The sequence below is a fragment of the Fulverythrobacter fulvus genome (genome assembly GCF_037154085.1).
Lineage (GTDB): Bacteria > Pseudomonadota > Alphaproteobacteria > Sphingomonadales > Sphingomonadaceae > Andeanibacterium > Andeanibacterium fulvum.
Genome location: NZ_JBANRM010000002.1, coordinates 220,447 through 236,816, shown reverse-complemented (window position 1 = coordinate 236,816; position 16,370 = coordinate 220,447). Strand labels below are relative to the sequence as shown.

Genomic DNA, 16,370 nt, shown 5'->3' with positions numbered 1-16,370 from the left:
CGGACCTGCCTATTCGCTCCCCACGGCCTCTTCAATGGAGGCAAAGCCATCCCGCCGCATCAGGGCCTCGATTCCGCGGGCAATCTTGCGGGCAATCCCCGGCCCTTCATAGACCATGGCGGAATAGAGCTGCACCAGATTGGCCCCGGCCCGGATCCGGGCCCAGGCATCCGCTGCCGTCGCGATTCCGCCCACGCCCACCAGCGGTACTGCGCCGCCGGTCGCCTTGCGGAAATCGCGCAGGCGCTGCTGGGCCAGATCGCGCAACGGAGCGCCGGACAGGCCGCCCGTCTCCCCGGCATGGCGCGATTTCAGTGGCGGGCGCGAAATGGTGGTGTTGGACACGATCAGCGCGCCCAGCTTCTTCTCGATCGCGATGCGGGCGATGGCCTCCACGTCCGCGGGCTCCAGATCGGGGGCGACCTTCAGAAACACCGGCGGCGGCTTGCCATGCGTGGCCTCGCGCGCGCCATCAAGCACTGCGTCGAGCAGTTCGGCCAGCGCGCTTTCATCCTGCAAGGCACGCAGGCCCGGCGTATTGGGACTGGAGACATTGATGGCCAGATAAGTCGCCAGCGGAGCCATCACGCGGGCCATCACACCGTAATCGGAAATACGGTCGGGCGAATCCTTGTTCGCGCCGATATTGATGCCCACTACGCCGGGCTTGCCGGCACGAGCGGCCAGCCGGTCATGCGCGGTTTCGGCACCCTTGTTGTTGAACCCCATGCGGTTGATCACCGCGCGGTCCTGGGTCAGGCGGAACAGGCGCGGTTTGGGATTGCCTGCCTGGGGCAGCGGAGTGATCGAGCCGACTTCCGCAAAGCCGAACCCCAGGCCCAGCAGGGCGTCGGGCACTTCGCCGTCCTTGTCGAAGCCGGCCGCCATTCCCAGCGGATTGGGAAAGCGGATGCCGGCAACCGTGGTTGCCAGCGGGCCATCGGGCGCAGGCGGTGCGCCATGCGGCAAGGCCTTGAGTGCGGCAAGCGCCAGGCCATGCGCAGTTTCGGGATCGAAGGCGAACAAAGCGGGGCGGATCAGGCGGAAAAGCATGGCCAGCCGGTTATGGCAAAGCGCACGCGCTGTCGATGGCAAGACGTAGCCGGGGGTGCCGGGGCGGGGATAAGCAGGAGCCACTTAGCCCGCTAACAAAAGTTACATTTTCTTGCGCTTGTCACCCATTTGCCACTGTGATTGTCGCTTTCTTACAATTCCTGTTCATCTTTCCCGACTACATAGATCGCGCGACCCGAAGGGCTCGAAGCAGCAATGCTATCGAGTTCTCAACTTAATAGGGCGGCTTCCCTTCGGGGCGGCCGCCCTTTTTTCATCGGATTTTCCCGCGCATTTCCGCCATTCGCGCATTGGTTGTTGCAATGCGGCAAAGCATGCCTAGATGAAACCGGAACGAATCACTCTGAATTGGAGTGGCCCCAATTCCGCAAGGGAAGGCAGATGCGACTTTCGAGCATGGCCGATTATGCCGTCGTCACGATGAGCGCCGCCGCGCGCCATTGTGGGTCCACGTCGCTTGTCGACGCGGACGGACGAAAGCGCGCGCGTGTATCGTCCGCGCAATTGGCCGATGAAACCGGCCTGCCCGTGCCTACGGTGCAGAAGCTGGTCAGCATGCTCAGTGCCGCCGGCCTGCTGCGCTCGGTACGCGGGGCACATGGCGGGTTGCAGCTTGCCCGCCCGGCAGCGGCGATCTCCATTGCCGATATCGTGGAAGCGGTGGAAGGGCCGATTGCGCTGACGGCCTGTGTCGATCACGGCAAGCAGGATTGCGCGCTCGAATGCTCCTGCTCCGCCCGCCCGCATTGGGGTGAAGTGAATGCGGCGATGCGCGGCGCGCTGGCGGATGTTCCGCTCAGCCGCTTCGTTTCCCAGCCGCCCAAGGAAGCAGCATTGTGACGGACGAAACCACCCTGCAGGATCAGGAAGCGCGCGAAGCCGCGAAGAAGCTCGAAACCTATGAATGGGGTTTTTCGAGCGATATCGAGCAGGAATTCGCGCCCAAGGGCCTGGACGAAAATACCGTCCGCTTCATTTCGGCCAAGAAGGACGAGCCGGAATGGATGCTCGAATGGCGCCTCAAGGCTTTCCGCCTGTGGCAGACCATGCCCGCGCCGGACTGGGCCAAGCTTTCCATTCCGCCGATCGATTATCAGGACGCCTATTATTACGCTGCGCCCAAGCAGAAGACCGAGCTGAAATCGCTCGACGAGGTCGATCCCGAGATTCTGCGCGTTTACGAGAAGCTGGGCATCCCGATCGAGGAACAGAAAGTCCTCGCCGGGGTGGAAGGCGCGCGCAAGGTGGCAGTGGATGCCGTGTTCGACAGCGTCAGCGTGGCCACCACTTTCCGGGAAGAGCTGAAGAAGGCCGGTGTCATCTTCCTGTCCATCTCGGAAGCAATCCGCGAGTATCCGGAACTGGTGAAGCAGTGGCTCGGCAAGGTCGTGCCGATGCACGACAATTACTTCGCCGCCCTCAATTGCGCGGTCTTTTCGGATGGGACCTTCGTCTACATCCCCGAAGGCGTGCGCTGCCCGATGGAGCTTTCCACCTATTTCCGCATCAACGCGGAAAATACGGGGCAGTTCGAACGCACGCTGATCGTGGCCGACAAGGGCAGCTATGTCAGCTACCTCGAAGGCTGCACCGCGCCCCAGCGCGACGAGAACCAGCTCCATGCCGCCGTGGTGGAACTGGTCGCGCTCGACGATGCGGAGATCAAGTACTCCACCGTGCAGAACTGGTATCCCGGCGATGCCGAGGGCAAGGGTGGGATCTACAATTTCGTCACCAAGCGCGCCCTGTGCCAGGGCAAGCGCAGCAAGGTCAGCTGGACGCAGGTGGAAACCGGCAGCGCGATCACCTGGAAATATCCCAGCTGCGTGCTGAACGGCGAGGATTCGGTGGGCGAGTTCTACTCCGTCGCCGTCACCAATAATTACCAGCAGGCCGATACCGGGACAAAGATGATCCATAACGGCGCACGCAGCCGTTCGACCATCGTGTCCAAGGGCATCAGCGCAGGCAAATCGAACAATACCTATCGCGGGCTGGTGCGCGTTGGCGCCAATGCCGATGGCGTGCGCAACTTCACTCAGTGCGACAGCCTGCTGCTGGGCGACAAATGCGGCGCGCATACCGTGCCCTATATCGAGGTGAAGAACCCCTCTGCCCAGATCGAGCATGAGGCGACGACCAGCAAGATCAGCGAGGATCAGCTGTTCTACGCCATGCAGCGCGGATTGGACCAGGAAGCCGCGGTGGCCCTGATCGTGAACGGCTTTGCCCGCGAAGTGCTGCAGCAATTGCCGATGGAATTCGCCGTGGAAGCACAGAAGCTGCTCGGCATCAGCCTTGAAGGAAGTGTTGGATGACTGCCGCCCGCTCGAAACTGACCCTGGGCGCCCCGCGCGAGACGGCCCCGGCCGATCGCACCCGCGCCTGGAACGTCTCGCCCGCCCGGGCCGAGAAACTGAAGGAGCGTGCGCGCAACATGCGGCTCAATCCCACTCCGGCGCAGGCGCTGCTGTGGGAGCGGATCGGCGACAAGCAATTGGGCTTCAGCTTCACCCGCGAAGTGGTGATGGGCTCCACCATCGTCGATTTCGCCTGCCGCCCGCGCTGGGTGGTGGTGGAAACCGGCGGCACCGAAGGCCCCGATGCGACCCTGGCAGAACTGTCCGACCGCAAGCTGACCGAAGTGGGCGTGCGCGTGCTGCGTTTCTCGGACGAGCAGGTGCTGGAAGACGTGGAGACGGTGCTCGCCGCGATCCGCGAGGAACTCGCCAAGCCGTTCGAAAAGCCGAAGACCGCCCGCGCTCCGCGCCGTGCCCGTCCGGAATATTGAGAAGACCATGCTGAAGATCGAAAACCTCCACGCCGAAATCGACGGCAAGCAGATCCTCAACGGGCTCACCCTGGAAGTGGGCGCCGGTGAGGTGCATGCGATCATGGGGCCCAACGGCGCTGGCAAGTCCACGCTGGGCTATGTGCTGGGCGGGCGTCCCGGTTACGAAGTTACGCAAGGGTCGGTGACCTTCAAGGGGCAGGACCTGCTGGCGCTTGAACCGCATGAGCGGGCCGCTGCGGGCATGTTTCTGGGCTTTCAATATCCGGTCGAGATTCCCGGCGTCAGCTTTGCCCAGTTCCTGCGTGAGGCTGTGAATGCCCAGCGCAAGAGCCGGGGTGAGGAGGCGCTTTCGGGCGGCGAGTTCCTGAAACTGGCCAAGGAAAAGGCCGGGCTGCTGCGCCTCGACATGGATATGCTCAAGCGTCCGGTGAATGTCGGCTTTTCAGGCGGCGAGAAGAAGCGCGCCGAGATGGTCCAGATGGGCATTCTCGATCCCGCCTTTGCCGTGCTGGACGAGACGGATAGCGGCCTCGACATCGATGCGCTGCGCATCGTGGGCGAAGGTATCAATGCGATCATGCGCGCGCCGGACAAGGCCGTGCTGCTGATCACGCACTATCAGCGCCTGCTCGATTACGTGAAGCCTGACGTCGTGCACGTGCTCGCCAAGGGCCGCATTGTGAAGACCGGTGGGCCGGAACTCGCGCTCGAACTCGAAGAGCAGGGCTACGAGGCGGTTGCGTGAGCGATCTGGCCACCCTTCCCACCACGCGTGACGAGGATTGGCGCTATGCCGATCCTGACTGGCTGGCTGCTGCCGATCCGGTGGCGCTTTCGCAGTGGCGCGAAATTGACGTGCCGGCAGGCGCTGCAATCAGCGAAACGCTCGAAATCGCACCGGGCGTGGATCGGCTGCGCGTCCATGTCGGGCGCGGGGGCAGTTTCGCCCTGTTCTGCATCAATGCCGCTGGTCCCTATGCCCGTGCCGAAGTGGAAGTGACGCTGGAAGAAGGCGCGCATTTTGAATTTGGCGGTGTGACTATTGGCGGCGGCGATGCGCGGCAGGAATTCGTTACCCGCGTGATCCATGCCCATCCCCATGCCACCAGCAACCAGACGGTGCGGGCGGTGCAATGGGGCCACTCCACCGGCAATTTCCTCGGCCGGATCGAGGTTGTGCGCGATGCGCAGAAGACCGATGCGGCCCAGAATTTCCGCGCGATCCTGCTGGAAAAGGGTGCTTCGGCCAATACGAAGCCGGAACTCGAAATCTACGCCGACGACGTGAAATGCGCCCATGGCGCGGCCATCGGTGCGCTGGACCAGACCGCGGCCTTCTACATGGCGGCCCGCGGGATTCCGCCCGAAGTGGCGAAGAAGCTGCTGATCCGCGCCTTCGTGGCCGATGCCTTCGCTGCGATCGAGGACGCCGATATGCGCGAAACCATGCTTGAAAAGGCGCTGGATGCCTTGGGCGAGGAGGCGGCATGAGCACGGAAACCCTCACTCGCAAAGTGGACTTTCCCGGCTTGCAGAATGCCGATGGCGGGGAGTGGCACTATCTCGATACGGCCGCCACGGCGCAGAAGCCGGTGGCAGTGATCGAGGCTGTCAGCCGTGCGCTGGGGCAGGACTATGCCACGGTGCACCGGGGGGTCTATGCCCGCTCGGCCGAGATGACGCTCGCTTATGAAGAAGCCCGTCGCAAGGTGGCGCGCTTCATCGGTGGGCAGGAGGACGAGATCGTCTTCACTCGCGGCGCGACCGAGGCGATCAATCTCGTCGCGGCGACATGGGGTGTGGCTAACCTCAAGCAGGGCGACCGCATTCTGCTTTCGGTGCTGGAACATCATTCCAACATCGTGCCCTGGCAGTTGGCGGCAGAGCGGACCGGGGCCGCTATCGATGTCTGCCCGCTCACCGAAGATGGCCGGATCGATCTCGACGCGGCCGAGGCAATGCTGACCCCAGCGCACAAGCTGGTCGCCTTCGCGCATGTCTCGAACGTGCTCGGCTCGGAACTCGATGCGGCGCGGGCGGTGAAGCTGGCCCATGCGGTGGGCGCGAAGATCCTGCTCGACGGGTGTCAGGCCGTGCCGCGTCTGAAGGTCGATGTCGAAGCGCTGGGTTGCGATTTCTACGCCTTCTCGGCGCACAAGCTCTATGGCCCCACCGGCATCGGCGCGCTGTGGGCACGGCACGAAATTCTGGCCGGCATGCCTCCCTATCAGGGCGGTGGCGCGATGATCGACAAGGTGACCTTCGAACGCACCACCTATGCCCCTGCCCCGCAGCGGTTCGAGGCAGGCACGCCCGCCATTGTCGAGGCAATCGGCTTCGGTGCGGCGGTGGATTACCTCTCGGCCATGGGGCTCGACGTGGCCGAACGACATGAGCGGGAACTGGTGGCGAAGCTGCGCGGCGAATTGCGGGCGATGAACGATGTCACCCTGTTCGGGCCCGAACGCTCGGCCGGCATCGTCAGCTTCGCGCTCGATGGCATTCACCCCCATGATCTCGGCACGATCCTCGACGAGGCGAATGTCGCGATCCGGGCGGGCCATCATTGCGCGCAGCCCCTGATGGACCATCTGGGCGTGCCCGCCACCGCGCGGGCGAGCTTCGGTATTTACAGTGACGAAAGCGATATCGCGGCCCTGCTGGCCGGTATCGAGCGGACCAAGAGGATTTTCGCCTGATGTCTATGACCGCACGCGAGGAAGCGGATAAGGGCTTCACCGTGGAAGAAGTTGCCGGCGTGGAAGCGCCGCGCCGTGCACGCGTGGATCTTGAGAACACGCCCGATGCACCGCCTGCCGAGAGCGCGACCGAGAAGCTCGAACGCAAGCGCGACTATCTTGAAGGCTTCCTCGCGCAGAAGCCCGAAGGCGCGAATGCAGGCGAGCCGGGCGGCGCGCTTTACGAAGCGGTGATCGCCTCGCTGAAGGATATCTACGATCCGGAAATTCCGGTGAACATCTATGATCTGGGCCTGATCTATGGTGTCGACGTGTCAGAAGATGGCGATGCGGTAGTGACCATGACGCTCACCACGCCGCATTGTCCGGTGGCAGAAAGCATGCCGGGCGAAGTCGAACTGCGCGTCGGCGCGGTGCCGGGCATTCGTGATGCCGAAGTGAATCTCGTGTGGGACCCGCCGTGGGACCCGGCGAAGATGAGCGACGAGGCTAGGCTCGAGCTGGGGATGCTGTGATGGTTGAAACCCAAACCCGCCAGCGCCCCGCCGCCGTGATCCTCACTCCCGGTGCCGAAGCGCGCATTGCAGAGCTGATGGCGAACGCGCCGGAAGGGGCGATCGGCGTGAAGCTTTCCACCCCGCGCCGGGGCTGCTCGGGCCTCGCCTATTCGGTCGATTACGTGAACGAAGCCGTCCCCTTCGACGAGCGGATTGAGACGCCGGGTGGCACCTTCTTCATCGACGGGGCGAGCGTGCTCTATCTCGTCGGTTCGATCATGGACTGGAAGGAAGACGATTTTTCCGCCGGCTTCGTGTTCGATAACCCGAACGCCAAGGGCTCCTGCGGTTGCGGGGAGAGTTTTACCGTCTGACTAGCGCTTGCGCAGCGCCTCCACGCAGGCCGCGCGGTCCACATCCTGCCCGTCACTGCCGCGCCGGGCATCGACATGCGTCGCCACCGGATCGGCACTGCCGCCTGACGGGTAGAGATAGATATCCAGCACGCAGGCATTGCCGCTGAATTGCAGCTTGCGCACGTCCCCTTCCCGCAGGTCGATCCTCGGCTGGCCGAACTGGCGCTGCAAGTCAGCGGCATTGGCGCCGATCACCCCTTCCAGCCCCGGCAGATGCATGACCTGCGGTTCGGGGCGCGGGCGGGGCACGACCTCATATTGCACGGGCGGGCGGGTATCTTTCTGCACCGGCGGCAGCGGCTGGCTGCGCGGGCGCGGTACGGCTCCGCCGCAGGCCGAAACCAGCACGGCCAGTGTGGAAAGCAGGGCAATTCCCGCCAGACTACGCCGCGCCATTGGAAGCTTTCTCCTTGCCATGGACCAGATGTGCCGCACTTGCCGCGCCAAGCACGGGTGCGAGGAAATTGGCGAAAGGCACCGCCAGCAAGGCAGCCGTCGCCCCGCCCAGCACGAAGCGTTCCCCCCTGGAAAGCGGTGCTGCTGCGCCTTCGGCATGGCGATGGCGCAGCCATACCATGTCGGACAATTCGCGCCCCAGCAGCACCGCATTCACTGCCCAGAACAGCAGCGCAGTGCCCACGCCCGTCACCAACAGCGCAAGGGCGAAGGGCAGCACGATCAGATTGGCGATCAGTGCGCGCCCCACGGCGGCAAGGCTGGACGTCAATTGCTCCCGCACAGGCAGGTCGCGCGCGCGGGCGGCGGCATCGGGATAATAACGGGCCTCCACCGCCAGCACGGCTTCATCGGCGTAGAAAGAGATCACGCCCATCGCGATCACGCGCCACAGCAGCCAGCCGGCGATCAGGGTGATGGCGAAGGACACCACGCCCCGCACTCCTCCGGCGCCAGTGAAGGCTGCATCCTTCAGCCCTGCCCAGGCCAGCAGCCAGTCGAGCGCGATCCAGCCCAGCCAGCCGAGGATGACGAACAGGATCAGGCTTACGCCCACGGTCTTCGCCAGTAGGCGCAGGATACGCGGATCGGCCAGCTGGCCCAGCGCACGCAGCATTGCGGAAAGGATGGCACCCATCGGGCTTGCGATTGCGCGCCGCGCGCGGCAAGTCAACGGCGCCTTTACTGCTGTCGCATCAGACACGATGCGCCGCCCGGCAAGGCGAGTGCAAATTCGGACGAAGGATTCCCATGACCAAGCCCCGCTATGACGTGATCGCAATCGGCAATGCGATCGTCGATGTGATGTCCCCCTGCGAGGAGGAACTGATCGAAGAGCTGGGGCTGGCCCGCGGCGGCATGACCCTGATCGACACGGACCGGGCGAAGGAACTCTATGCCGCCATGGGTCCCGCGCGCGAGATTTCGGGCGGTTCGGCAGCCAATACGCTGGCGGGCATTTCCGCGCTCGGCCTGCAATGCTCCTTTATCGGGCAGGTGGCGGACGATCAGCTGGGCGAGGTCTTCGCGCATGACATCCGTGCCGCCGGGATCGATTTCGATGTGGCACCGCGCGCGGGCGATCCGCCCACGGGCCGCTGCCTGATCTTCGTCACGCCCGACGGCCAGCGCACGATGAACACTTTCCTCGGCGCGTCGCACTATCTGCCGCGCGAATCGCTGAATGTGGATGCTGTGGCCGATGCCGCCGTCCTCTACCTCGAAGGCTATATGTGGGACCCGCAGGAGCCGCGCGCGGTGATGCGCCAGGCGATCGAGGCCGCGAAGGCAGCCGGGCGCAAGGTGGCCTTCACTCTGTCCGAAGTGTTCGTGATCGACATGCATGGCGGCGATTTCCGGGCCATGATCGACGATGGGCTGATCGATATCCTGTTCGCCAACCACCACGAACTGGCTGCCCTGACCGGCGAAGACGATCTGGAGGCCGGGATCGCCGCGCTTGCGCCCAAGGTGCCGGTGCTGGTCGTCACGCGCAGCGCCGATGGCGCGGTGGCCGTGGCGGGTGAAGAACGGGCCGAAGTCCCGGCTGAACCGATCGACGAAGTGGTCGACACGACCGGCGCGGGCGACCTGTTCGCGGCGGGCTTCCTCACCGGCCATGTGCGCGGCGAAAGCCTGACCCGTTGCCTTGAAATGGGTGCGGTCGCGGCGGCCGAGATCATCTCGCATTTCGGCGCGCGGCCTGAAGCCGACCTTGCCGAACTGATGAAAAAACGATTCGGCTAGAAGCCTTTACCGCACCTTCGGGTGCAGCATGGATACCTCTTCGTCATTGCGAGCGGCGAAGCCGTGAAGCAATCCAGAGCGAAACGCGTTGGGCCCTGGATTGCTTCGCTCGCAATGACGAGAATACTCTTCGCTTAGCCCAGCCGCTCGCGTGCAGCTTCGCGGGCCACTTCGCGATAGCCGATATCGTGGCGATAGAAGCCGGTGGGGAAGTCGATTGCCGTCACCGCGCGATAGGCGGCGGACTGCGCTTCGCTCACCGTGCCGCCCAGAGCGGTGACGTTGAGCACGCGCCCGCCATTGGCCACCAGATTGCCTTCGGCATCCAGCGCGGTGCCTGCATGGAACACCTTGGCGCCGCTGGCTTCGGCGGCGTCGATCTTGCGGATCGCCCCGCCCTTTTCCGGCTCGCCCGGATAGCCCTTGGCAGCCATCACCACGGTCAGCGCGGTGCGGTTGGCAAGGCGGGCCTGCTCCATCGAGCCCAGCCGGTTTTCCGCGCAGGCCAGCAGCAATTCGCCCAGATCGGCTTCGAGCCGCAGCATCAACACCTGGCATTCGGGATCGCCGAAGCGGCAGTTATATTCGATCAACTTCGGCCCTTCGGGCGTCAGCATCAGGCCAGCATAGAGCACGCCGGAATAGGGCGTGCCTTCATCGGCCATGGTCTTCACCGTCGGGGCGATGATCCGTTCGATCACTTCGCCGCGCAGGGTGGCGTTGAGCACCGGGGCGGGGCTGTATGCCCCCATGCCGCCCGTATTCGGACCCGTATCGCCATCGCCCACGCGCTTGTGGTCCTGCGCGGAGCCAATCGCCATGATCGAGGCGCCATCGGTCAGTACGAAGAAGCTTGCTTCCTCGCCCGTCAGGAATTCCTCGATCACCACTTCCGCGCCCGCTTCGCCGAAGGCGCCGCCGAACATGTCGGCCAGCGCCTCTTCCGCCGTCGCGCGGTCTTCTGCGATCACCACGCCCTTGCCGGCGGCCAGGCCGTCGGCCTTCAGCACGTAAGGCGGCTTGAAGCGGCCCAGGGCCTCCAGGGCCTGCTCCAGCGACTTGGTGCGCACATAGCCGGCCGTGGGAATGCCTGCGCGCTCGCACAGATCCTTGGTGAAGCCCTTGCTGCCTTCCAGCTGGGCGGCGGCCTTGTTCGGGCCGAACACCGGAATGCCTTCGCCGCGCAGGCTGTCAGCCAGGCCGTCCACCAGCGGCGCCTCGGGCCCGATCACCACCAGGCCGATGCCCTTTTCCGCGCAGAGCGCGATCACAGCGGCATGGTCCGTCACGTCCAGCGACAGCAGCGAGGCATATTGGGCTATGCCGGGATTGCCGGGCGCGGCATAGAGCGTGCCCCCTTCCGACGCGATCAGGCGGGATTGCGCCAGCTTCCAAGCCAGAGCATGTTCGCGTCCACCCGATCCCAGCAAAAGGATATTCATGTCCGGCCCTTCATTCATTAACGACGATGTTCAGGCCGGTCTCGTAGCGCGCGGCAACCCCGGGGACAACGCCGAGCCGCTCTCCATCACCGAGATTTCGGCCCGGCTGAAGCGCGTGGTGGAGGATCGCTTCGGCTTCGTGCGCCTGCGCGGAGAGCTTTCTGGCGTGAAACTGGCGGCCTCCGGGCACCTCTATTGCCGCCTCAAGGATGAGAACGCCCAGATCGATGCCGTGATGTGGCGCGGCAGCATGCAGAGGCTCGCTTTCCGCCCGGAAGACGGGATCGAGGTGGTCGCAGCCGGCAAGCTCACGACTTATGCGGGGCGGTCTTCCTATCAGATCGTGATCGAAAGCATGGAGATCGCGGGTGAAGGCGCCCTGCTGGCCCTGCTGGAGAAGACCAAGGCCCGGCTTGAGGCCGAAGGGCTGTTCCGACCCGAACGCAAGCGCCCCCTGCCCTTTCTGCCGCGCACTATCGCTGTGGTCACTTCGCCCACCGGCGCGGTGATTCGCGATATCCTTCACCGGCTGGCGGACCGTTTCCCCAGCCATGTGCTGGTCTGGCCGGTGCTGGTGCAGGGGCAAGGCTCGGCCGAACAGGTGGCAGCGGCGATTCGGGGCTTCTCCGCAGTGGAGCCGGGCGGCTCGGTCCCCCGGCCCGACCTCGTGATCGTGGCGCGTGGGGGCGGTTCGATCGAGGATCTGTGGAGCTTCAACGAGGAAATCGTCGTCCGTGCGATTGCCGATTGTTCCATCCCGGTAATTTCCGCCGTCGGCCATGAAACCGACACCACCCTCGCCGACTTCGCGGCGGACCGGCGTGCGCCCACCCCCACGGCTGCGGCCGAAATGGCGGTGCCGGTACGGGCGGAACTCGCCGCCACGCTGGACGAACTTGCCCTGCGCAAGCGCCGGGCGATCCTGCGGCCCGTCTCGCTTGGGCGCGAGAGGCTGGAGGCCCGCGTCGCCCGCCTGCCCCGGCCCGAAGTGCTGGTGGCCCAGGCGGCGCAGCGGCTCGACGATCTGGGCGAGAGGCTGCGGCGCGGACTGGCGGACCGGGCGCGGCAGGCGGATGGCCGCCTGCAACTTGCCTCCGTGCGTTTCACCCCTGCCCTACTTACTCGCCCCCTTGCGCAGCGGCAGGACAAACTCGCCGCGCTGGAGCGTCTGCGCCTGCAATTGGATCCAAAGGCCCTGTTAAGGCGCGGTTATGTTCTGGTTCGCGATGTTTCCGGCCATGTCGTGAAGACCGCTGAAGATGCCCGCCAGCAGCCTGTGCTCACCATTGAATTCGAGGATGGGAAGCTGGACGTATCGACCGCCGGTGCGCCCGTTCCTTCGGCGAAGCGCCCCGCAAAACCGGGCAAATCCTTGCCCGGAGAGCAGGCGGAATTGTTCTGAAGGCTCAGGATTGCTAGAGGCAGGCCCATGTTGATGTCATCGCGCGGCAACCCCGCCACTCTCATTTACGGCCCTAACGGCTTTCGCGTCGCCAAGCCGGGCAAGTTCGTGATCTGCGCTGTAACGGGTGAGGAAATCCCGCTCGAAGCGCTGCGTTACTGGTGCGTCGAGCGGCAGGAAGCCTATGCCAGCCCGGAAATCGCCACGCGCCGGCTGCTGGGCAAGGCGTGACGGCGGGCCACCGCACCTGTCTCTTTGCCATCTGCCTCCTGCTTGCCGCTTGCGGGGCTGAGCAGCCGAAGCCGCAAATCGCGCCCCCTCCCCCGCCCACACCTGCGGCGGACCCGGCCCCCCCGCCGGTCGAATTGCCGGTGGTTCAGCCTTTGCCCGCCACGATCGAATTCGGCGGCGAACTGACACAGGGCGGCTGGATTCGGGGCACCTTGCCCGTAAGCACGGTAGAGGCCACGCTGGATGGCGTGCCCTTCCCCTTCGCACCCGACGGGTCTTTCTTCGCCGCGTTCGACCGGGATGCAGCCACCAGCGCGAGGCTCGTGGTGCGGCTCGCCGATGGCCGCTTGATCGAGCGCGAGATCGCCATATCTCCACGCAAGTGGAACATCGAACACGTCAATACCGCCCGCACCCCCGGCGGGGCAGGTGCGGATTTCATGAAGATTCGCGAGCCAGAACTGGCGCAGATCGCCGCCGCGCGGGAAGTGCGCTCAGATGCGGAAGGCTGGCGGCAGAGCTTCATCTGGCCGGCCAAGGGGCGCATTTCCGGGCGTTTCGGTTCCCAGCGCATCTATCGCGGCGAGCCGGGCAGCTACCATTCCGGCCTCGATATATCGAGCGGCACCAGCGGCACGCCCTTCGTCGCCCCGGCGGATGGCGTGGTGATCCTTGCGGCGCAGACGCCTTTCAGCCTTGAAGGGCATCTGCTGATGATCGACCATGGCAACGGCCTTAACAGCGCCTTTCTCCATTGCTCGGAAATCGCGGTGAAGCTGGGGGATCACGTGAAGCAGGGGCAGGTGATCGGGAAGATCGGCATGAGCGGGCGGGCCACCGGACCGCATCTGCACTGGAGCCTCAAATGGCTGGATGCCCGGCTCGATCCGCTGCTCTTCCTCGGCCCGATGCCCTGACGCATCATGCGCCGTCCGCTCCGTATCTTCCTCGCTGTGTCGCTGGCGCTCGGCCTTGCACCCGGGATTGTCTGGCGCAGCCCGCCGCCGGCGCCGGATTCAAGCCAGCGCATAGACTACGTGCGGCTGCCCATCCCGGAAGGCGATGCCGCACGGATTGGCGGAGCGGGCAGCCCGGTGCTGACCGGGGCCTGGCGGATCGAGAGCCCGAATTCGCAATTCGGTTCCTATTCGGCACTGCTTCCGGAAGGGGACGATGCGTTCCTTTCGTTCAGCGATCAGGGGGGCTTCCTGCGGGCTCCCTTGCCGGGACGGCGCGGGAAAGTGGAGATCGGCCGCGCCTTGCCCGGCGCGGGAGATTTCAAGCAGATGCAGGATATCGAATCGGCCACGGCCGATCCGGCCAGTGGGCGCATCTGGCTGGGGCTGGAAGGCCGCAACGCCATCATCCGTATGAACCGCGATCTTTCCCATGCTCGGGTCGTCCAGCCACGTCAGATGCGGTCATGGCCGGAAAATGGCGGCCCGGAATCGCTGCTGCGCCTCAGGGACGGGCGATTTCTCGCCCTGGCCGAATCGCCTTTTTCATGGAGCAGGGGCAGGGCCAGTCCGGGTCTGTTGTTTCCGGGCGATCCGTTGAACGGGGAAGAGGGGCTCGAATTTCGCTTCGATCCGCCCGAAGGCTATCTGCCGACCGACATCAAGCAATTGCCCGATGGGCGCATACTGATCCTGCTGCGCGGCATCGGCATTGCGCCGCCGCGCTTCACGGCAAAGCTGGCGCTGGCGGATCCGGCGGATATTCGCGAGGGCGAGCCATGGCCCTGGCAGGAAGTCGGCACGATCGACCGGCCGTTGCCGCTCGACAATTATGAGGGGCTGGCAATTACCGGCGGCGCGGATGGGGCTCCGCTGACGCTCTGGATCATTTCCGACGATAATGGGGGCGAGTTGTTGCAGCACACATTGCTGCTGCGCCTCTCGTGGCGGGTCCCGCCGCCCGCGCGGTGAACGAATCGCACGGCGAGCGAGGACGCGAAAAAGCGCGCGGTTTTGCCGCGCGCTCTTGCGATCAGAATGATCGGCTGGCCCCGAGGGGCCGAAGAATCAGGCGGCTGCCTGAACCTTCTTCAGCTCGCGCTTCACCTTGAGGGCGCGCGGGCTCAGCTTCTCGTCCGAGGTCTTGAGCAGCCAGTTGTCGAGGCCGCCATTGTGCTCGACCGAGCGCAGACCATGGGTCGACACGCGGAACTTGTAGCTGCGGTCCAGCTTTTCGCTCAGCAGCGTGACGTTCTGCAGGTTGGGCAGGAAGACGCGCTTGGTCTTGTTGTTGGCGTGGCTCACATTGTGGCCAACCTGGCGGCCCTTGCCGGTCAGTTCGCAGATGCGCGACATGGTTCTCTCTCGTTCGAATGACTGTCGGGATGTCCCGGAAAGCGGCGCGCATAGCGGGCAAGGTCCGAATCGTCAAGCAATCCCGGGCCTTGGATGTGCCTCGGTTGCGATAGCTGCCGTTGCGGGGTAGCGATCCGGGCATGACCCGATGGCCTCTTCCCGAACCGATGGCCCGCGCCCTGGCTTTGGCGCGGGAAGGTGCGGCGGCAGGGGAAGTGCCGATCGGGGCGGTGATCGTCAAGGATGGCTGCGTGATTGCCGAGGCGCATAACGCCCCGCGCACTCTTAAAGACCCCACTGCTCATGCCGAGCTGTTGGCGATTCGCCGGGCGAGCGAGGCTTTGGGGGCGGAGCGACTGGAAGGCTGCGAGCTGTGGGTCACGCTGGAGCCCTGCCCGATGTGCGCCGGGGCGATTTCCCACGCACGAATCGCCCGGCTTTATTATGCCGCACCCGATCCCAAGGGCGGTGCGGTGGAACATGGCGCGCGGGTGTTCGAACAACGGCAATGCCTCCACCGGCCCGATGTCTATTCTGGCATGGGTGAGGACGAGGCTGCCGGCCTGCTGCGCGAATTTTTTGCCGAGCGGCGCTGAGGCTCTTCCTATAAGCCGCGCCAGATCTTTGCCGGAGCGGCGTCGGCAGGGCCGAATTGTGCCCTTGTGCAGCGCGTGGGGCGGAAGTTCCTGCCGTAGCAGAGGTGGATTTCCTCCAGCCAGCCGCGTTCGCTCAGCTGCACGCCCACCATGTCCGGGGTGAAGGCGGGGAAGGCATCGGCCATGGCTTGCCGGATTGCCCCGGCATTCAGGGCCTTCTGGCGCGAAAGGCGGTCCAGATCGGGCAGCGTAAGCGAGTTCCACAGGATGCGCGCGGTCTTGAAATAGGCTTCTGGCCGCCTTGTCATGCAGGAACCGTGCTTGGCCCATGCATGGGCCAGCAGCGCCGTCGACGGCGTCATGCAAAGGTTTTGACGAGCGATCTGCGCAGTGACCTGCCGATTGGTAGGGCACCATTGCGGCCAGGTGCCCCCTTTCCCTTCCGGCCACAGGCCATGGAGCACGAGGCCGAAGCGGCCATTCTTACCTCCGCACTGGAACCGGTCGGGGGCACTCGCCTTGCGGTTGCGGCAATATTCCGGGGACCAGCTGAGGGCGAGCGTATAATGCGTCACCGGCATCCGCCGCACGGGTCCGTCGATTATCGGCTTGGGGACTGCGAAGGAGGTATTGGGGACATGGCACTGATAGGCTTGCGCCAGTGCGCCCGTCGGGAGAGCGGCCAGCATTGCCGCGCTGGCAAAC

Annotated in this window: 20 protein-coding genes; 14 read left to right on the top strand and 6 right to left on the bottom strand. The window is 64.9% G+C overall.

The annotated features are described in order from the left end of the window. Positions 1 to 9: 9 nt before the first annotated feature. A complete protein-coding gene (locus WFP36_RS06815; RefSeq protein ID WP_336979072.1) occupies positions 10 to 1,053 on the bottom strand; it encodes a quinone-dependent dihydroorotate dehydrogenase in 1,044 nt (347 codons plus the stop codon). Positions 1,054 to 1,455: 402 nt separating this feature from the next. Here WFP36_RS06815 and WFP36_RS06810 point away from each other — a divergent pair, with 402 nt between their 5' ends. The 8 genes from WFP36_RS06810 to WFP36_RS06775 are packed head-to-tail and all read left to right on the top strand — an operon-like array spanning position 1,456 to position 7,438. Beyond that, a complete protein-coding gene (locus WFP36_RS06810; RefSeq protein ID WP_336979070.1) occupies positions 1,456 to 1,914 on the top strand; it encodes an RrF2 family transcriptional regulator in 459 nt (152 codons plus the stop codon). After that, a complete protein-coding gene (sufB, locus tag WFP36_RS06805; RefSeq protein WP_336979068.1) occupies positions 1,911 to 3,392 on the top strand; it encodes a Fe-S cluster assembly protein SufB in 1,482 nt (493 codons plus the stop codon). The genes WFP36_RS06810 and sufB overlap by 4 nt, the downstream gene beginning before the upstream one ends. Continuing rightward, the gene (locus WFP36_RS06800; RefSeq protein WP_336979066.1) at positions 3,389 to 3,865 is read left to right on the top strand and encodes an endonuclease domain-containing protein; all 477 of its coding nucleotides are present in this window, start codon (positions 3,389 to 3,391) and stop codon (positions 3,863 to 3,865) included. Before sufB ends, WFP36_RS06800 begins: the two co-directional genes overlap by 4 nt. A gap of 7 nt (positions 3,866 to 3,872) precedes the next feature. Then, complete coding sequence (gene sufC, locus WFP36_RS06795) at positions 3,873 to 4,613, top strand: Fe-S cluster assembly ATPase SufC (RefSeq protein ID WP_336979064.1); 741 nt, start codon at positions 3,873 to 3,875, stop codon at positions 4,611 to 4,613. After that, entirely contained in the window at positions 4,610 to 5,359 is a 750-nt protein-coding gene (locus WFP36_RS06790; RefSeq protein WP_336979062.1) for a SufD family Fe-S cluster assembly protein, read from the top strand. Before sufC ends, WFP36_RS06790 begins: the two co-directional genes overlap by 4 nt. After that, complete coding sequence (locus WFP36_RS06785; RefSeq protein ID WP_336979060.1) at positions 5,356 to 6,567, top strand: aminotransferase class V-fold PLP-dependent enzyme; 1,212 nt, start codon at positions 5,356 to 5,358, stop codon at positions 6,565 to 6,567. Before WFP36_RS06790 ends, WFP36_RS06785 begins: the two co-directional genes overlap by 4 nt. A gap of 5 nt (positions 6,568 to 6,572) precedes the next feature. Next, a complete protein-coding gene (locus WFP36_RS06780) occupies positions 6,573 to 7,082 on the top strand; it encodes an SUF system Fe-S cluster assembly protein (protein ID WP_336980023.1) in 510 nt (169 codons plus the stop codon). Beyond that, positions 7,082 to 7,438, top strand: coding sequence for a HesB/IscA family protein (locus tag WFP36_RS06775; protein ID WP_336979058.1), 357 nt, complete (start codon positions 7,082 to 7,084; stop codon positions 7,436 to 7,438). The genes WFP36_RS06780 and WFP36_RS06775 overlap by 1 nt, the downstream gene beginning before the upstream one ends. Here WFP36_RS06775 and WFP36_RS06770 read toward each other — a convergent pair whose 3' ends face one another. Then, the gene (locus WFP36_RS06770; protein WP_336979056.1) at positions 7,439 to 7,876 is read right to left on the bottom strand and encodes a hypothetical protein; all 438 of its coding nucleotides are present in this window, start codon (positions 7,874 to 7,876) and stop codon (positions 7,439 to 7,441) included. After that, positions 7,863 to 8,573, bottom strand: coding sequence for an EI24 domain-containing protein (locus tag WFP36_RS06765; protein WP_336979055.1), 711 nt, complete (start codon positions 8,571 to 8,573; stop codon positions 7,863 to 7,865). The genes WFP36_RS06770 and WFP36_RS06765 overlap by 14 nt, the downstream gene beginning before the upstream one ends. 113 nt (positions 8,574 to 8,686) lie before the next feature. On the opposite strand from WFP36_RS06765, the gene WFP36_RS06760 reads away from it, so the two are divergent. Continuing rightward, the gene (locus WFP36_RS06760) at positions 8,687 to 9,682 is read left to right on the top strand and encodes an adenosine kinase (protein ID WP_336979054.1); all 996 of its coding nucleotides are present in this window, start codon (positions 8,687 to 8,689) and stop codon (positions 9,680 to 9,682) included. A 134-nt stretch (positions 9,683 to 9,816) separates the two neighbouring features. On the opposite strand, the gene purD is transcribed toward WFP36_RS06760, so the two are convergent. Next, complete coding sequence (purD, locus tag WFP36_RS06755) at positions 9,817 to 11,124, bottom strand: phosphoribosylamine--glycine ligase (RefSeq protein WP_336979052.1); 1,308 nt, start codon at positions 11,122 to 11,124, stop codon at positions 9,817 to 9,819. Here purD and xseA point away from each other — a divergent pair. The 4 genes from xseA (at position 11,123) to WFP36_RS06735 (ending at position 14,685) form a co-directional block, all read left to right on the top strand. Then, positions 11,123 to 12,526, top strand: coding sequence for an exodeoxyribonuclease VII large subunit (gene xseA, locus WFP36_RS06750; RefSeq protein WP_336979050.1), 1,404 nt, complete (start codon positions 11,123 to 11,125; stop codon positions 12,524 to 12,526). The genes purD and xseA overlap by 2 nt on opposite strands. A gap of 27 nt (positions 12,527 to 12,553) precedes the next feature. Further along, positions 12,554 to 12,757 carry a DUF2093 domain-containing protein gene (locus WFP36_RS06745; protein ID WP_336979048.1) on the top strand — a complete coding sequence of 68 codons (204 nt, stop codon included), beginning with the start codon at positions 12,554 to 12,556 and terminating at the stop codon, positions 12,755 to 12,757. Positions 12,758 to 12,834: 77 nt separating this feature from the next. Then, positions 12,835 to 13,674, top strand: a complete 840-nt coding sequence (locus tag WFP36_RS06740; protein ID WP_463323411.1) for a M23 family metallopeptidase — start codon at positions 12,835 to 12,837, stop codon at positions 13,672 to 13,674. Positions 13,675 to 13,680: 6 nt separating this feature from the next. Further along, entirely contained in the window at positions 13,681 to 14,685 is a 1,005-nt protein-coding gene (locus tag WFP36_RS06735) for an esterase-like activity of phytase family protein (RefSeq protein ID WP_336979044.1), read from the top strand. Between the two features lie 96 nt (positions 14,686 to 14,781). Here the strand turns inward: WFP36_RS06735 and rpmB are convergent, their stop codons facing one another. After that, a complete protein-coding gene (rpmB, locus tag WFP36_RS06730) occupies positions 14,782 to 15,069 on the bottom strand; it encodes a 50S ribosomal protein L28 (RefSeq protein WP_054531394.1) in 288 nt (95 codons plus the stop codon). A 140-nt stretch (positions 15,070 to 15,209) separates the two neighbouring features. Here rpmB and WFP36_RS06725 point away from each other — a divergent pair, with 140 nt between their 5' ends. Beyond that, positions 15,210 to 15,665 (top strand): nucleoside deaminase, encoded by a 456-nt coding sequence (locus tag WFP36_RS06725; protein ID WP_336979043.1) that lies wholly within the window; start codon positions 15,210 to 15,212, stop codon positions 15,663 to 15,665. An 8-nt stretch (positions 15,666 to 15,673) separates the two neighbouring features. Here the strand turns inward: WFP36_RS06725 and WFP36_RS06720 are convergent, their stop codons facing one another. After that, positions 15,674 to 16,354, bottom strand: coding sequence for a ribonuclease T2 family protein (locus WFP36_RS06720; protein ID WP_336979041.1), 681 nt, complete (start codon positions 16,352 to 16,354; stop codon positions 15,674 to 15,676). Positions 16,355 to 16,370 lie beyond the last annotated feature (16 nt).

Bases quoted from the DNA above. Each gene is read 5' to 3' on its own strand.
- WFP36_RS06745 (WP_336979048.1), top strand. From the start codon at position 12,554: ATGTTGATGTCATCGCGCGGCAACCCCGCCACTCTCATTTACGGCCCT.
- xseA (WP_336979050.1), top strand. From the start codon at position 11,123: ATGTCCGGCCCTTCATTCATTAACGACGATGTTCAGGCCGGTCTCGTA.
- WFP36_RS06815 (WP_336979072.1), bottom strand. From the start codon at position 1,053: ATGCTTTTCCGCCTGATCCGCCCCGCTTTGTTCGCCTTCGATCCCGAA.
- sufC (WP_336979064.1), top strand. From the start codon at position 3,873: ATGCTGAAGATCGAAAACCTCCACGCCGAAATCGACGGCAAGCAGATC.
- WFP36_RS06810 (WP_336979070.1), top strand. From the start codon at position 1,456: ATGCGACTTTCGAGCATGGCCGATTATGCCGTCGTCACGATGAGCGCC.
- WFP36_RS06765 (WP_336979055.1), bottom strand. From the start codon at position 8,573: ATGGGTGCCATCCTTTCCGCAATGCTGCGTGCGCTGGGCCAGCTGGCC.
- WFP36_RS06725 (WP_336979043.1), top strand. From the start codon at position 15,210: ATGACCCGATGGCCTCTTCCCGAACCGATGGCCCGCGCCCTGGCTTTG.
- WFP36_RS06780 (WP_336980023.1), top strand. From the start codon at position 6,573: ATGACCGCACGCGAGGAAGCGGATAAGGGCTTCACCGTGGAAGAAGTT.
- WFP36_RS06800 (WP_336979066.1), top strand. From the start codon at position 3,389: ATGACTGCCGCCCGCTCGAAACTGACCCTGGGCGCCCCGCGCGAGACG.
- WFP36_RS06770 (WP_336979056.1), bottom strand. From the start codon at position 7,876: ATGGCGCGGCGTAGTCTGGCGGGAATTGCCCTGCTTTCCACACTGGCC.
- WFP36_RS06785 (WP_336979060.1), top strand. From the start codon at position 5,356: ATGAGCACGGAAACCCTCACTCGCAAAGTGGACTTTCCCGGCTTGCAG.
- WFP36_RS06735 (WP_336979044.1), top strand. From the start codon at position 13,681: ATGCGCCGTCCGCTCCGTATCTTCCTCGCTGTGTCGCTGGCGCTCGGC.
- WFP36_RS06775 (WP_336979058.1), top strand. From the start codon at position 7,082: ATGGTTGAAACCCAAACCCGCCAGCGCCCCGCCGCCGTGATCCTCACT.
- purD (WP_336979052.1), bottom strand. From the start codon at position 11,124: ATGAATATCCTTTTGCTGGGATCGGGTGGACGCGAACATGCTCTGGCT.
- WFP36_RS06720 (WP_336979041.1), bottom strand. From the start codon at position 16,354: ATGCTGGCCGCTCTCCCGACGGGCGCACTGGCGCAAGCCTATCAGTGC.
- WFP36_RS06760 (WP_336979054.1), top strand. From the start codon at position 8,687: ATGACCAAGCCCCGCTATGACGTGATCGCAATCGGCAATGCGATCGTC.
- rpmB (WP_054531394.1), bottom strand. From the start codon at position 15,069: ATGTCGCGCATCTGCGAACTGACCGGCAAGGGCCGCCAGGTTGGCCAC.